Origin of the sequence: Arthrobacter bambusae (genome assembly GCF_022606295.1) — a bacterium.
Classification (GTDB): Bacteria; Actinomycetota; Actinomycetes; order Actinomycetales; family Micrococcaceae; genus Arthrobacter; species Arthrobacter bambusae_A.
This window is the reverse complement of sequence record NZ_JAHHZS010000031.1, coordinates 36,340-51,388: the sequence shown is the minus strand read 5'-3', so window position 1 is coordinate 51,388 and position 15,049 is coordinate 36,340. Positions and strand designations below refer to the sequence as shown.

11 protein-coding genes are annotated in these 15,049 nt (G+C 65.0%); 5 read left to right on the top strand and 6 right to left on the bottom strand.

Annotated features, from left to right (window positions below):
• Positions 1–86: 86 nt before the first annotated feature.
• Together KNN17_RS17930 and KNN17_RS17925 are read right to left on the bottom strand one after the other, a co-directional pair.
• Positions 87–440: an Rv2175c family DNA-binding protein gene (locus KNN17_RS17930; protein ID WP_059389151.1), complete on the bottom strand. Its 354-nt coding sequence runs from the start codon at positions 438–440 to the stop codon at positions 87–89.
• Positions 433–708, bottom strand: a complete 276-nt coding sequence (locus KNN17_RS17925) for a hypothetical protein (RefSeq protein WP_241710277.1) — start codon at positions 706–708, stop codon at positions 433–435. Before KNN17_RS17925 ends, KNN17_RS17930 begins: the two co-directional genes overlap by 8 nt.
• On the opposite strand from KNN17_RS17925, the gene KNN17_RS17920 reads away from it, so the two are divergent.
• Positions 665–2,041 carry a lytic transglycosylase domain-containing protein gene (locus KNN17_RS17920; protein ID WP_241710273.1) on the top strand — a complete coding sequence of 459 codons (1,377 nt, stop codon included), beginning with the start codon at positions 665–667 and terminating at the stop codon, positions 2,039–2,041. The two genes, KNN17_RS17925 and KNN17_RS17920, sit on opposite strands and share 44 nt — an antisense overlap.
• A 73-nt stretch (positions 2,042–2,114) precedes the next feature.
• The gene (gene pknB, locus KNN17_RS17915) at positions 2,115–4,205 is read left to right on the top strand and encodes a Stk1 family PASTA domain-containing Ser/Thr kinase (protein ID WP_241710272.1); all 2,091 of its coding nucleotides are present in this window, start codon (positions 2,115–2,117) and stop codon (positions 4,203–4,205) included.
• 71 nt (positions 4,206–4,276) lie between these two features.
• Here pknB and KNN17_RS17910 read toward each other — a convergent pair whose 3' ends face one another.
• Together KNN17_RS17910 and KNN17_RS17905 are read right to left on the bottom strand one after the other, a co-directional pair.
• The gene (locus tag KNN17_RS17910; protein WP_372489697.1) at positions 4,277–5,704 is read right to left on the bottom strand and encodes a class II 3-deoxy-7-phosphoheptulonate synthase; all 1,428 of its coding nucleotides are present in this window, start codon (positions 5,702–5,704) and stop codon (positions 4,277–4,279) included.
• A gap of 66 nt (positions 5,705–5,770) precedes the next feature.
• The gene (locus KNN17_RS17905; RefSeq protein WP_241710271.1) at positions 5,771–6,571 is read right to left on the bottom strand and encodes a lysophospholipid acyltransferase family protein; all 801 of its coding nucleotides are present in this window, start codon (positions 6,569–6,571) and stop codon (positions 5,771–5,773) included.
• Between the two features lie 156 nt (positions 6,572–6,727).
• Between KNN17_RS17905 and KNN17_RS17900 the strand changes: the two genes are divergently transcribed.
• Both KNN17_RS17900 and KNN17_RS17895 read left to right on the top strand, forming a co-directional pair.
• A complete protein-coding gene (locus KNN17_RS17900) occupies positions 6,728–7,543 on the top strand; it encodes an alpha/beta hydrolase (protein ID WP_241710270.1) in 816 nt (271 codons plus the stop codon).
• On the top strand, positions 7,536–8,084 hold the full coding sequence (locus KNN17_RS17895; protein WP_241710269.1) for a hypothetical protein: 549 nt from the start codon (positions 7,536–7,538) through the stop codon (positions 8,082–8,084). Before KNN17_RS17900 ends, KNN17_RS17895 begins: the two co-directional genes overlap by 8 nt.
• Before the next feature lie 75 nt (positions 8,085–8,159).
• Here the strand turns inward: KNN17_RS17895 and KNN17_RS17890 are convergent, their stop codons facing one another.
• Positions 8,160–9,275, bottom strand: coding sequence for an ROK family glucokinase (locus tag KNN17_RS17890; protein WP_241710268.1), 1,116 nt, complete (start codon positions 9,273–9,275; stop codon positions 8,160–8,162).
• A 207-nt stretch (positions 9,276–9,482) separates the two neighbouring features.
• Between KNN17_RS17890 and KNN17_RS17885 the strand changes: the two genes are divergently transcribed.
• Positions 9,483–11,294 (top strand): AMP-dependent synthetase/ligase, encoded by a 1,812-nt coding sequence (locus KNN17_RS17885; RefSeq protein WP_241710267.1) that lies wholly within the window; start codon positions 9,483–9,485, stop codon positions 11,292–11,294.
• Positions 11,295–11,389: 95 nt separating this feature from the next.
• Here KNN17_RS17885 and KNN17_RS17880 read toward each other — a convergent pair whose 3' ends face one another.
• A complete protein-coding gene (locus KNN17_RS17880) occupies positions 11,390–14,785 on the bottom strand; it encodes a pyruvate carboxylase (protein WP_241710266.1) in 3,396 nt (1,131 codons plus the stop codon).
• Positions 14,786–15,049: the final 264 nt, after the last annotated feature.

Sequence of the window (15,049 nt, the reverse complement as noted above, 5' to 3'; positions counted from 1 at the left end):
CCCCCCCCCCCCACACCCCCCCCCCCCCCCCCCCCCCCCCCCCCCCCCCCCCCCCCCCCCACCACTGTATTTAAGGCAGGATTCCCTTACCAGGCCAGCGATTGGGCCCTGCGTCGGATTTCAGTTTTGCGACCTTCGCGGAGCGCATCGACAGGGCGGCCACGCAGCGACTCATCCGGAGTGAAAAGCCACACAATGAGCTCCTCATCCGTGTACCCGGCATCGCCAAGCACTGCGATGGTGCCTTTCAGGCTATCCACCACATGACCGTCCTGGATAAAGAGGGCAGGAATCGAACGGATATTGCGTTCGCCCACTCTCACAGCCACCACTGCACGCTCATCCAGAAGACCGTGGACCTTGGTGATTGAAACGTTCAGCAGCTCTGCCACATCGGGCAGCGGCAGCCATTCGGAAACGAGGCTTTCTACATTACTCACGGATCAAGATTGCCACGCCCTCGCGCTTTGCGCCTAGCCAGACGGGCAGCAGGGGCCGAATTAGTGCCTTCGAATTGCCCAAGAATCGAATGCGCAGTGATTTCTTGTGCGGAATCGAAAAATGTGAGAGATTCACATTGATCACATTTGCATCACTACTCACTTTAGTAACACTGGCAACAGCGGCATTCCCAACGTCCGCTGCTGAGATGAGGATTGCTCCCATGACGACGCCCCGCTCGCCCAAGAAGACAACGAGCATGCCCATAATTGCGGCCACCACAGCGGCGCTGCCCGCCGTCATGCTCTCTTCACTGGCGCTCGCCCAGCCGGCAACCGCGCTTCCGGCGGTACAAACCCAGAAGATCCCCGCATCATTGGCTGCGGCCATCCAGGCCCAGGCTCAGGCGTCGGCCGTGCCTGCGAACGTCATTCCCGCGTCTGCGGTTGCTGCGACCATTCCGGCCGCCATGCAGCCCATGGCACCCGCGGTTCCGGCCACCTACACCATCGTCCGGGGCGATACCATCAGCGGCATCGCGGCCCGCTACGGGTTGAACACCAACACCGTCCTGCAGCTCAATGGGCTCTCGGCCAACACCATCATCTACCCGGGACAGCAGATCAAGTTGTCCGGTTCCGGGGCTGCTCCAAGCGCGCCGGCGCCCGCGCCCAGGCCGGCACCCAGCCCGGCGCCGTCGTCGGCTGCCAGCTACACGGTGGTCCCAGGGGACACCCTGGGCGGCATTGCCGCCCGCCACGGCGTCGCGCTGTCCGACGTCTTCAATTGGAACGGCCTCAACGGCCGCTCCATCATCTACCCGGGACAGAAGATCAAGGTGAGCGCGGGAACGAGCGCACCGGCTCCGGCGGCACCGGCCCCGGCGGCACCGGCCCGCCCTGCGGCGCCGGCGGCACCTGCGCTTGCCAACACCGGCTCGTACACCATCAAATCGGGAGACACCCTGGGCGGCATCGCGAACCGCCTTGGCGTGTCCCTGTCATCGCTGCTGTCGGCCAACAAGCTGTCGATGAACACCATCATCTATCCGGGGCAGAAGCTCGCCATTCCGGGCGCTCCTGCCGCACCGGCCCCTGCTCCCGTCAGCACCCCGTTGGTCCCGAGCACATTCCTGGGCTACCGGTACCCGGACGCTGTGGTCAGTTCAGCCAACGCGAACAAGGCCCTGCTCAATGCGTCCCCGGTCCCCAGCACCGCCCAGATGAAGGGCATCGTGGCTGACACTGCTCGTCGGATGGGAGTGGACCCGTCGTTGGCCATGGCATTCGCCTACCAGGAGTCCGGCTTCAACCAGCGGGCGGTCTCTCCCGCCAACGCCATCGGCACGATGCAGGTTATTCCCTCCTCCGGCGAGTGGGCTTCCGAGTTAGTGGGCCGCAAGCTCAACATCCTGGACCCGTATGACAATGTGACCGCCGGCGTCGCCATCATCCGGGCCCTCGTCAACACGAGCAAGGACCTGCCCACTGCCATCGCAGGCTATTACCAGGGCCAGTACTCGGTGAGCAAGCACGGCATGTACGACGACACCAAGGCCTACGTCGCCTCGATCCTGGCCCTGAAGAAGAACTTCAACTAAACCACATCGCATAACCCGGGCCCGGATCGCATGTCGATTCGGGCCCGTGTTTTTGCTCAACTAGGATCGTAGGGTGCAGGAACAAGTTTCGGACCATCTCCTCGGATCCCTCGTGGACGGGCGCTACCTGGTGCGGTCGCGCCTGGCAGGCGGCGGAATGTCAACCGTCTATCTCGCCACCGACGAGCGGCTCGATCGCGACGTGGCGCTCAAAGTGCTGCATCCGCACCTGGCCAACGACCAGAACTTCCTGGACCGCCTGCAACGCGAGGCCCGGGCCGCGGCCAGCCTTTCCCACCCGCACGTCGTCGGAGTCCTCGACCAGGGACAGGACGGCCACATTGCCTACATCGTCATGGAGTACATCAAGGGCCACACCCTGCGGGACGTCCTCAACGAGAAGGCAGCGCTTCCGCCCCGGCTGGCCTTCGCACTGATCGATCCCGTCATCGAAGGGCTGGCCGCGGCCCACTCGGCGGGGCTGATCCACCGCGACGTGAAGCCGGAGAATGTCCTCATCGCCGACGACGGCCGCATCAAAGTGGGCGATTTCGGCCTGGCCCGGGCGGTCACCGCGACAACCAGCACCGGTGCCCTGATCGGCACCGTCGCGTATTTGGCTCCCGAGCTCGTCCTCGGCAAGCCCGCCGACGCCCGGAGCGACATCTACTCCACAGGCATCATGCTTTACGAAATGCTGACCGGTGGCCAACCCTACGCGGGCGAGGTTCCCATCCAGGTTGCCTACCAGCACGTCAATTCGGCCGTCGCTCCGCCGTCGCTCGCTGTGCCCGGACTTGCCGCGGACGTGGACGAACTCGTCCAGTGGTGCACCGCGAAGGAACCCGAAGAGCGGCCTGTGGACGGTTCGGCACTCCTGTCGGAACTGCGGCATATCCGTACAACGTTGAGCGACGCGCAACTGGACATCAACCCGCCGGCTGCCAAGGCGGCAATTCCGGAAGGCCATCAGGAAGCGGCCGGGGCAACCGCCGTCGTCGCGCCTTTCCACGCCGAACGCACGGAGCCCCTCGAACGGATCGGCCGTCCGACGGAGATCATCTCCAGCCAGCGCAATCCAACCACGGTGCTTCCGCCGTCGCGGTTCTCCCCCGGCGCCACGGCTTTCGACATCCAGGTGCCGCAGGACCGGGAGCCCGCGGCGCCGGACGAAGCCCCGGCGAACAAACGCGACGTCAAACGGATGGCGCGCCAGGAAGAGAAGGACCGCGTCCGGGCCGCGGCCACGCCGTCGCGCACTTTGCGCGAAGGCAATCCGCGCCGCCGGGCGGTGATCTGGACGATTGTCGTGATTGTCCTGGCGATACTGGCCACTGCGGCAGGCTGGTTCTTCGGGATGGGGCCCGGCTCGCCCGGAACCATTCCGGACACCAAGAACAAGACAGTGGCGGAGGCACAGCAACTGCTGAGAACCGCCGGCTTCCAATCCGAGCCCAAGGATGTGTACGACGACGACGTCACAGCCGGGTTGGCAGTTGGAACGGAGCCCGCGTCCGGCCAGGTGGTCCGGAAGTTCCAAGCGGTGTCTCTTTTCGTCTCGAAGGGCCCACAGTTGTTTCCGCTTGCTTCGATGTCGGGATTGACACTCGACCAGGCCAAGAATGCCCTGGGCGTGGCCGGAATGACACTCGGCCAAGTCACCGGGCAGTATGACGACAAAGTGCCGTCAGGCTCGATCATCTCCCAGTCCCCGCCCCAGGACACCGCAGTCCGCCACGGTACCCCGGTGGCGCTCGTGGTCTCCAAGGGACCGCAGCCCCTCCCCGTTCCCGACGTCCGCGGCATGAACCAGCAACAAGCCGTCCAGGCGATCAGCGACGCTGGATTGACCGCGAAAATTGCGCCGGAACCCGTCAATGACAAGAAGGTCCCCGCAGGCGCCGTGGTCAGCCAGAGCCCCGCCAACGGCACTTTGGTCCGGGGTGACTCTGTCACGTTGACCCTGTCCAAGGGCCCGAAAATGGTGCATGTCCCCAACTTCATCGGCAAGCAGGCAGACGCCGCCCGCAAAGCCCTGGAGTCGCTCGGATTCGACGTCAAGGTCAACAACATCCTGGGTGGCTTCTTCGGGACCGTCCGTGACCAGAACCCTGTGGACAGCGATGCGCCGGAGGGTACCGTCATCACCTTGACAGTGGTGTAGGACACGCGCAGACAGGAAAGGCGATCCGGAATATTCCGGATCGCCTTTCCTGTCTGCCGTGCACGTCTGGACTACCGATTGGTGAGCGCCCCGGCTACGAGGAATGCCATTTCGAGCGACTGCATGTGGTTCAGGCGGGGGTCGCACACCGACTCGTAGCGGTCCAGGAAGGCGTCCTGGTCAATGGGATCGGCGCCACCAAGGCATTCCGCGACGTCGTCGCCGGTCATTTCCATGTGCAGGCCACCCGGTACCGTGCCGAGGGCGTGGTGAACTTCGAAGAAGCCGCGGACTTCATCCACGACGTCGTCGAAGTTGCGGGTCTTGTACCCGTTGGGCGAGGTGACCGTGTTCCCGTGCATCGGGTCCGTGACCCAGAGAACCTGGGCGCCCGAGGCAGTGACCTTCTCGACGACGGCGGGCAGCTTCTCGCGGATGTTCTTGGAGCCCATCCGGGTGATGAAGGTGAGGCGGCCAGGCTCGCGGTTCGGGTCCAGCTTGTCAATGAGCCGCAGCGCGTCGTCTCCCGAGGTCCCGGGACCGAGCTTGACGCCGATGGGATTGCGCACGCGGGACAGGAAATCGACATGCGCATGGTCGAGCTCGCGCGTGCGCTCACCGATCCAGAGGAAATGCCCTGAGGTGTCGTACGGAAGCCCGGTGCGGGAGTCAATGCGGGTCAGGGCCCGCTCGTAGTCGAGCAACAATGCCTCGTGGCTCGCGAAGAACTCCACGCGCTTGAGTGCTTCGAAATCGGCACCGCAGGATGCCATGAATTTGATGGCTCGGTCGATGTCCCGTGCCAGGGACTCGTAGCGCGCATGGGCGGGGTTTTCGGTGAAGCCCTTGTTCCAGAGGTGCACCAGGCGAAGATCGGCGAAACCACCCTGCGTGAAGGCGCGGATGAGGTTCAGCGTGGAAGCCGAGGTGTGGTAGGCCTTCAGCATGCGGCTGGCATCGTGGGCTCGGGATTCCGGGGTGAATTCGTAGCCGTTGACGATGTCGCCGCGATAGGCGGGCAAGGTCACGCCGTCGCGGGTTTCGTCGTTCGACGAACGGGGCTTGGCGAACTGTCCGGCCATGCGGCCCATCTTGATGACGGGCATGGCCGCACCATAGGTTAGGACAACGGCCATCTGCAGGATGGTGCGGACCCGGGCACTGATCTTGTCCGCCGTCGCGTCCTCGAAAGTCTCGGCGCAGTCGCCGCCCTGCAACAGGAATGCCTTGCCCTGGGCCGCAGCCGCCAAACGCTCGCGCAATACGTCCACTTCGCCAGCGAAGACCAGCGGCGGAAGCACGGAGAGTTCTTTGACTGAGGCATCGAAGACACCCCTGTCGGTCCAGGTGGGTTGCTGCGAGATAGGCAGCTGGCGCCAATCGTCCAAGCCGGGATAGTTTGCCGCGCCGCTTTGCGCGGTGCTGGTCAGGGGGCTGCCCAGGGAACTGGTCAAGGGGCTCGTCACGGACGGTGCGGGGTTCGCGGATAGCTCAGTCACTCTCCAAGACTAGTTGCCTTGCCCGCTGTTCGGGGCACGGCTTCCGTAACCCTTATTCCACCGCCGTCACACTTTCCCGGCCACCGCGCCGTCGCCGTCCGGCCCCGAACCGTTGCCGGGGAGCCGCCTCCCCTTTTCACCGCCGTCGCGTGGATTCCCTTCTGACCCGCCGGCCGGCTCCGGAAGCTGCCCGGCGAGCCGCTGCTTGACGACGGCGGCGTACTCGTCCACGTATTCCTGACCGGAGAGCCGCATGAGTTCGTACATGATTTCGTCGGTCACGGCGCGTTGCACGGAATGGTCTTCCTCCTGGCCGTAATACCGGCTGAAGTCCATCGGTTGACCGAAAATGATCCCGATCCGGCGGATATTGGGCAAACGTTTGCCGATGGGCTGGACCTTCTCAGTGCCGATCATCGCCACGGGAACAACGGGCACCCGGGTCTGGAGTGCAAGTTTCGCGACCCCGACCTTGCCCCGGTAGAGCCTGGCGTCGGGACTGCGGGTGCCCTCGGGGTAGATGCCCAGCAGTCCGCCGTCGGCCAGGACGTCCCTGCCGGCCTGCAAGGACAGCTCGGACGCGGCACCGCCCGAACGGTCCATCGGCAACTGGTTGGTGAGCCGGAAGAACAAGGCCGTAAGCCTTCCTTTGAGACCGGTGCCCGTAAAGTACTCGGACTTGGCAAGGAAACTCACGCGCCGGGGCACCATCACCGGCATGAAGATCGAGTCCGAAAAGGACAAATGATTGGAAGCGAGAATCGCGGGACCATCGTGGGGAACATTGTCGAGGCCCTTGACCCAGGGACGGAACAGCAATTTGAGAAGCGGACCCAAAAAGATCCGCTTCATGACCCAATAGAACACGTTGGTTCCTCTCCGGGGCGGCGTCTGCAAGGCGTCCGGACGGTGCCGGTCCGCATTCAGAAGCCACCCTACTCCAGTGAGAAATGTCCCGAACAGTGACACGATGGACTCATCACGGAAAGCAGTGCCGCCAACTTCAGTAGCCTCGGAGTCATTATGAAAACTCTCCCCGATCCCTCGCCGTACGCCAGCGACTTCACCGGTAGTGGACCCAGCATCGGCGTCGTGATGAGCCACGGCTTCACGGGCAGTCCGCACAGCATGCGCCCTTGGGCGGAGTATCTGGCCGCGGAGGGCTACGCGGTCCGCCTCCCGCTGCTTCCAGGCCATGGGACAACGTGGCAGGACATGGCAACGAGGCACTGGCAGGAGTGGCACCATGCGGTGGATGCCGCTTATCTCGAGCTTCAGGCCGAGTGTGACTTCGTCTTCGCCGCCGGCCTGTCGATGGGGGGAACACTGGCCCTGCGGATCGCGGCCACGCGGCCCGTGGCCGGCACCGTCGTCGTCAATCCGGGACTGGTGATCGACGACCCGCGCGCCGCCGTGGTCGGCATCCTCAAGCACGTGATGAAATCCACCCCTGCCATCGCCAACGACATCCTCAAACCGGGCATGGATGAAGGAGCGTACCCCAGGACACCGGTTGCCGCCGCGCATGAGTTGAAAAAGATGTACAAGGACACCGTCACCCTGCTGCCCCGGATTTCCGAGCCGGTGCGCGTCTTCCGTTCCTCCGTGGACCACGTGGTTTCGGATCGAAGCATCAGGCAGTTGAAGGAGCGGGTCACGGCTCCGATGGAGTTCAGCACCCTGGAGAACAGCTACCACGTGGCTACGCTGGACAATGATGCTCCGGAGATTTTCCGGGGATCGGCCGAGTTCATCAGGAAGACAATGGCGGGAGTGGCAAGCAGTTCCGCCCCCGCTGGCCAGTCCGGCACCGAGCTCCGGGATTCACCCCATGAATAGGCCGGGGCCCGATTCCCCCGACCAGAGCGCCAACAAGGACGACGACGCCGTCTGGCTCGATCTGGTGGCCCGGCTTGAGTCGATGCCTTCCTCGGCGCTCGACGAAGCGCCGACGGCGGAGACGTCAGCGAGCGATTCCGGAACCGAGACGGGTACGGGTCCGGGTCCGCAGGACGTTCCTGGCCGGTCGTCGTCCCGTTCCTTCCAGGACTTCGATCCCCTCGGGTTGTCCAAAAGGGGCGCTGCTGAAGAATCCGGGGGCAGCGGAGCTGCCGGTCCGCGCGACTACGACGTCGACGACGAAAACGGCTTCGTCCCGGAGGAGCCGCCGAGCCTGGCCGGCACCGAACCGCTGACCATGCTCGCTTGGCTCGGAGCCGTGGGCGGCCCGCTTGCCCTGCTGTTCACCGCGATGTTCTGGCGCTCGGCACCGCTCCTGGCTGTGATGGGCATCCTGGCAACCTTCCTGGCCTCCGTTGTGTACCTCATCATGAAGCTGCCCCAGGAAAAAGACGAGAACGACGACGGCGCACGCGTCTGAGCGGACTGCCGCCCTGCGCATCCCTCGCGGCTGAGCGGACTCCCCCCCTGCCCATACCCTCGCGGCTGGGGCCTGCTAGCCGCGTGCCCGGCCGCTGACCCTTGACAGGTCGGCGGCACCGATCATCCCGGCCCGCGGTCCGAGTGCGGCAAGCTTGATGGCGGCCACGGGACGGAAGCCGCGGCCCGTGAGGTTCCGGGCGAAGGCTGTCCGCGCGGGGCCGACAAGAAGCTCACCGGCGTCGCACAGCCCGCCGCCGATCACAAATGTTCCTGGGTCAAGCGCAGCCGCGAGGTTTGCAAGGCCAAGCCCGAGCCAGTGCCCCACTTCTTCCAGGAGCTCCCTCGACGCGGAGTCCCCGGCTTTTGCCCGCTCCGTCACGGTTACGCCGGAGATGTTCCCGGCAGAGCCCCCGGCAGCCTTGAGCAATTCGAAGGCAACCGGTGAATTCCGCAGGGCAAGCTCCCGGGCTTCCCTGCCGAGCGCATTACCGGAAGCATATTGCTCCCAGCAGCCCCGGTTGCCGCATTCACAGCGATGGCCGCCGGGCACCACGATCTGGTGGCCGAACTCCCCCGCTACGCCGAACCGTCCACGCTCCACCCGTCCGTCCATGACCATGGCGCCACCGATGCCCGTGCCGAGCGTGATGCAGACGAGGCGGCTCTCCCCTTGCCCCGCTCCGAAGCGCCATTCGGCCCAGGCAGCGGCGTCGGCGTCGTTGGTGACGAGTACCGGGCGCCTCAACAGGTGCTGCAGGTTTTCACGCAACGGCTCGTTTCGCCAGGCGAGATGCGGGCTGAAAAGCACCGTGCCGCCGTCGAGGTCCATCCAGCCGGCGGCGCCGATCCCCACGGAGGCTATGCGTTGGCTCCTACCCAATTCCTGGACAAGCTCGACGATCACTTGCTCTACTGCCCGGGCGTCATTGCCCGGCGTGGAGCGCCACGCTTCTTCGACCACGCGGCCCGAGGGATCCACAACTCCGGCTGCCACCTTCGTGCCGCCGATGTCGATGCCGATCGCCAAGCCCCTGCGGCCGAGATGGGAACGGCGCGCGGCCCACGGCACCGATTCCCAACGAAGGCCTCCGTGTGTGGAGCCGGCGCGCCGGCCGGTTGCGTTCGAACCGGACCAGGAAATCTTCCGGACTCTTGCCGGGATCTGGTCGTTGGATGAATTCAAGGGCATGTCGCCATCCTATTCCGCGTGCCGCATATGTACTGACATGGACGCTGCGCGGAGGGAACGTTCACACGCCCGCATTGGCGGAATTCCACGCTTCACGTAAAGTTACTCATCAGTAACTTGAGTATCGTGAATTGCGACACACCCATTACTTGGCCGTATAGAGTTAGAGCAGCCCCGCAATGGTCTGTTGATATCGAAGGAGCTATCGTGCGTGAATTCAGTGTTCCGCCCCTGGTGAATGTTGCCCCCGAAACCAACATCACGGACCTCGTGGTTCGTCAGGCCGCCAAGGCGTCCAACCCGGCACTGTTTGCCAAGCTCAACAGCGCCGGCCAATGGCAGGATATCCGGGCAACGGACTTCCTCAAGGACGTGTCGGCACTCGCCAAGGGACTGATCGCCAACGGCGTCAGCGTGGGCGACCGCGTGGGCATCATGTCCAGGACCCGCTACGAGTGGTCCCTCGTGGACTTCGCCATCTGGTTTGCCGGCGGCATTTCCGTGCCGATCTATGAAACGTCGTCGCCGTCGCAAGTGGCCTGGAACCTCGGCGACTCCGGCGCGGTGGCCGCATTCGCCGAGTCCCCGCACCACGAAGACGTGATCCGGCAGGCCGTTACCGGAGAAGGCCTCGGCTCAGTCGCCCATGTCTGGCAGCTCGAAGGCGCCGGCCTAGACGCACTCCGCAACTCCGGCAGCGCCGTCAGCGACGAGGAACTCGAGGCGCGCCGCAGCAGCGCGGAACTGGCCGACGTCGCCACGATCATCTACACCTCGGGCACCACAGGCCGCCCGAAGGGTTGCGAACTCACGCACGGCAACTTCGTGGAACTCTCGGAGAACGCCTTGGCCTCCCTCGGGAACGTCGTCAACGAGAACGCCAAGACCATCATGTTCCTTCCGCTGGCCCACGTCTTTGCCCGTTTCATCTCGGTCCTGGCCGTCGCGGCAGGGGCCCAAGTGGCGCACACGCCCGATATCAAGAACCTCTTGGCGGACCTGCAGAGCTTCCAGCCCTCCTTCATCCTGGCTGTCCCCCGCGTCTTCGAGAAGGTCTTCAACTCGGCCCTCACCAAGGCAGAGGACGGTGGCAAGGGTGCCATCTTCCACAAGGCCGTGGACACCGCGATCGCCTACTCGAAGGCGCAGCAGTCGGGATCCGTCGGCTTGGTGCTCAGGCTCAAGCACGCAGTCTTCGACCGTTTGGTGTACGGGAAGCTTCGCGCTGCCATGGGTGGCCATGTCAGCCACGCCGTCTCCGGCGGTGGCCCGCTCGGCGAACGGCTGGGCCATTTCTTCCACGGTATCGGCCTGCAGATCCTGGAAGGCTACGGCCTCACGGAGACCACGGCGCCCATATCAGTCAACACCCCGTCCCTGATCAAGATCGGCACGGTGGGGGCGCCGCTCCCCGGCAATGCGGTCAGGATCGCCGACGACGGCGAAATCCTCGCCAAGGGCGTCTGCGTCATGAGGGGCTACTTCAAGCGGGATGACCTTGCCGCGGAAACCTTCGTGGACGGCTGGTTCCGCACGGGTGACATCGGCGAACTGGATGAACAGGGGTTCCTGAAGATCACCGGCCGCAAGAAGGAAATCATCGTCACCGCCAGCGGCAAGAACGTGGTGCCCGCCCTGCTGGAGGACCAGATCCGCGCGGACGCGCTGGTGTCCCAAGTCCTCGTCATCGGCGACAACCGGCCCTTCATCGGCGCGCTGGTCACCCTCGACGAGGAAGCCCTGCCCGGCTGGCTGGAGCGCCATGGCCTTCCCTCATCCACGACGACGACCGCTGCCGCGGACAACGCCCTTGTCCGGGCGGCGGTCCAGGAATTGATCAGCCACGCGAATCAGTCCGTCTCGCATGCGGAGGCCATCAAGTCGTTCCGGATCGTGCCGTCCGACTTCACCGAGGCTTCCGGCCACCTCACGCCGTCGCTGAAGGTCAAGCGCGCCCAGGTCATGAAGGACTTCGACGCCGTGATCGAGGAAATGTACTCGGCGCCCAAGGCGTCCTGACGCCGCACGCGACGCATCGGTCAAAGCAATGAAGGAAGGTCCCGGGCTTTAGCCCGGGACCTTCCTTCATGTGTGCTCCGCGGAGGAGCGGGCCGCTATTCGACCACGATCAGCAGATCGCCGCCCTGGACCTGCTCCACGTTGTTGATGGCGAGGCGCGAGACCGTGCCGGCCACCGGCGTCGTGATGGACGCCTCCATCTTCATTGCCTCGATAGTGGCGACGGTGTCGCCGGCCTTGACGGTGTCCCCGGCTTTGACGGTCAGCGTCACGGCGCCGGCGAACGGCGCTGCGACCTGGCCGGGCTGGGACGCATCCGCCTTCTCCGCCGCCTTCACGTTGCTGACGACGGACTTGTCGCGGACCACCACGGGGCGGGACTGGCCGTTGAGCTTGCACATGACGGTGCGCATGCCCTTTTCGTCAGGCTCCGAGACTGCTTCCAGGGAAGCGATCAGGCGCACGCCCTTTTCGAGCTCCATGACGTGTTCGGTACCGAGCTGGAGACCGTAGAGGTAGTCGCGGGTATCGAGCACCGACAGGTTGCCGTAGGTATCCACGCTCTTGAGGTAGTCCTTGGTGGGGCCCGCGAACAGCAACCGGTTCAGTGTCCTCTGGCGGGTCTTCGAATCACCCTTGAGCGCCGCGCTGTCTTCGGGGCTCAATTCGACGTCGCGGACCTTGATGCTGCGGCCCTGGAGCGCCTTGGTGCGGAACGGCTCCGGCCATCCTCCGGGAGGATCTCCCAGTTCACCCGACAGGAAGCCGATGACGGAGTCCGGGATGTCGTAGTTCTGCGGGTTCTCGTTGAAGTCCGCAGGATCCGCATGGATTCCCACGAGGTGCAGGGCGAGATCACCGACCACCTTGGACGATGGCGTGACCTTCACCAAACGGCCCAGAATACGGTCCGCGGCGGTGTACATGTCCTCGATGGCCTCGAAACGCTCGCCAAGGCCGAGCGCGATGGCCTGCTGGCGCAGGTTGGACAGCTGGCCGCCCGGGATTTCGTGCTGGTAGACCCGGCCCGTAGGACCGGGAAGCCCGGATTCGAACGGTGCGTAGACCCGCCGGACCGCCTCCCAATAGGGCTCCATGGAGCTCACGCTGGCCAGGCTGAGCCCGGTATCGCGCGGCGTGTGTGCCAATGCGGCCACGAGGGCCGACGCCGACGGCTGGCTCGTGGTACCCGCCAGGGACGCTGACGCGACGTCGACGGCGTCCACGCCGGCGTCCACAGCCGCCAGCAAGGTGGCCAGTTGGCCGCCTGCGGTGTCGTGGGTGTGCAGGTGGACAGGCAGGTCGAAGCGTTCGCGCAAGGCGCTGACAAGCTTGGCTGCCGCCGCCGGGCGAAGCAGCCCGGCCATGTCCTTGATGGCGAGGATGTGCGCACCGGCGTCGACGATCTTCTGGGCGAGGTCCAGGTAGTAGTCGAGGGTGTACAGGGTCTCGTCCGGGTCGAGGAGATCGCCGGTGTAGCAGAGTGCCACCTCAGCTACCGCGGTGCCGGTGGCCCGCACGGCGCGGATGGCAGGAGCCATCTGGTTGACGTCGTTGAGGGCGTCGAAGATGCGGAAGATGTCGATGCCCGTTGCCGCGGCCTCGTTGACGAATGCCTCGGTGACTTCCTCCGGGTAGGGCGTGTACCCGACCGTGTTGCGGCCACGCAGCAGCATCTGCAGGCAGACATTGGGCAGGGCCTTGCGCAGGGCGGCCAGCCGGTCCCAGGGATCCTCGCCGAGGAAGCGCAGGGCGACGTCGTAGGTGGCGCCGCCCCAGGCTTCGACCGACAGCAGCTCGGGCAGCAGCGCGGAGACCGCAGGGCCGGCCGCGACGAGGTCGCGGGTACGGACACGGGTGGCGAGCAGCGACTGGTGCGCGTCGCGGAATGTTGTGTCGGTGACGGCGACGGCGGTCTGTTCGCGCAGCGCCTTCGCAAAGCCAACGGGACCAAGCTCCTGCAGCTTCTGGCGCGAACCGGCCGGTGCAACGATCCCTGCAACCGAAGGGAGCTTGGCCGCGGGATCCGTGTGGACTTTGAGTTCGCCGTTGGGCTTGTTGACCGTCACGTCGGCCAACCAGGTCAGCAGCTTGGTTCCGCGGTCCGCGGAGACGTGGGACTTCAGCAGTTCAGGACGTTTGTCGATGAAGTCGGTCGCCACGTTGCCGGCAATGAAGTCGGGGTCCGCGAGGACGGCCTGGAGGAAGGGGATGTTGGTGGACACGCCACGGATCCGGAACTCTGCCAGACCGCGCCGGGCACGGGCCACTGCGGCCGGGTAGTCGCGTCCGCGGCAGGTCAGCTTGACCAACATGGAGTCGAAGTGCGGGCTGATCTCGGCACCGGAGTAGACCGTGCCGCCGTCGAGACGGACACCGGCGCCGCCGGCCGAACGGTAGCCGGTGATCTTTCCGACGTCGGGCCGGAAGCCATTGGCGGGATCTTCCGTGGTGATGCGGCACTGCAGGGCGGCGCCCTTGATGGATACCGACTCCTGGCTCAAGCCGAGGTCTGCGAGTGTCTCGCCCGAGGCAATGCGCATCTGCGCCTGGACGAGGTCCACGTCCGTGATTTCCTCGGTGACCGTGTGCTCAACCTGGATGCGCGGGTTCATCTCGATGAAGACGTGCTGGCCGGCCCGTTCGCCCTCGGTGTCCACGAGGAACTCGACCGTTCCGGCGTTGACGTAGTTCAGGGCCTTGGCGAAAGCCACAGCATCCCGGTAGAGGGCCTGGCGGATTGACTCGTCCAGGTTGGGAGCCGGAGCGATTTCCACGACTTTCTGGTGGCGGCGCTGCAGGGAACAGTCGCGCTCGAAGAGATGCATGACATTGCCCTCGGCGTCCGCCAGGATCTGTACCTCGATGTGACGGGGACGCAGCACGGCCTGCTCCAGGAACATGGTGGGATCGCCGAACGCGGCGTCCGCCTCGCGCATGGCCGACTGGAGGGCTTCCGGAAGGTCCTCGCGGGTCTCCACCCGGCGCATGCCGCGGCCGCCGCCACCGGCGACGGCCTTGGCGAAGATCGGGAATCCGACCTCGTCCGCCGCGGCGATGAGCTCGTCGATGTCACGGGACGGCGCACTCGACTTCAAGACCGGCACGCCGGCCTTGCGGGCGGCCTCGAGAGCGGCGACCTTGTTGCCCGCGAGCTCAAGCACCTCCGCCGGAGGGCCGACAAACGTGATGCCCGCCTCTTGGGCTGCCCGGGCGAGGTCAGGGTTTTCCGACAGGAATCCGTAGCCCGGGTAGATTGCGTCCGCACCCGCTTCCTTGGCGACCCGGACGATTTCATCCACGTCCAGGTAAGCGCGGACCGGATGACCCTCCTTGCCAATCAGATAGGCCTCATCAGCCTTCTGACGGTGGATCGAATTGCGATCCTCATACGGGAAGACCGCTACGGTCTTGGCGCCGAGTTCGTAGCCGGCGCGGAAGGCCCTGATCGCGATTTCGCCGCGATTAGCCACCAGAATCTTGGAAAACATGCTTCTCCTGCATCATTGCGGGTGTAACGGTCGGTGGTCACAGTGTGTAAGACCTCCATACCCAAACACAAATCTTTGTGGTGACTGTCACACGGGAATTCGTCACGAGCAGTGTACCTTCGCGCACGATGCAGTTTCACGTGCTAAAAGGCGATCGACTTCGGACGGCCCAAGCCGTTCCGGGCCGATAAGGCAGGAAACGGCGGCCACTCAACATATGATGTTGAAGGGCAGCGGCAGAGCCCCGGTTCCGGCAAGGCCGGA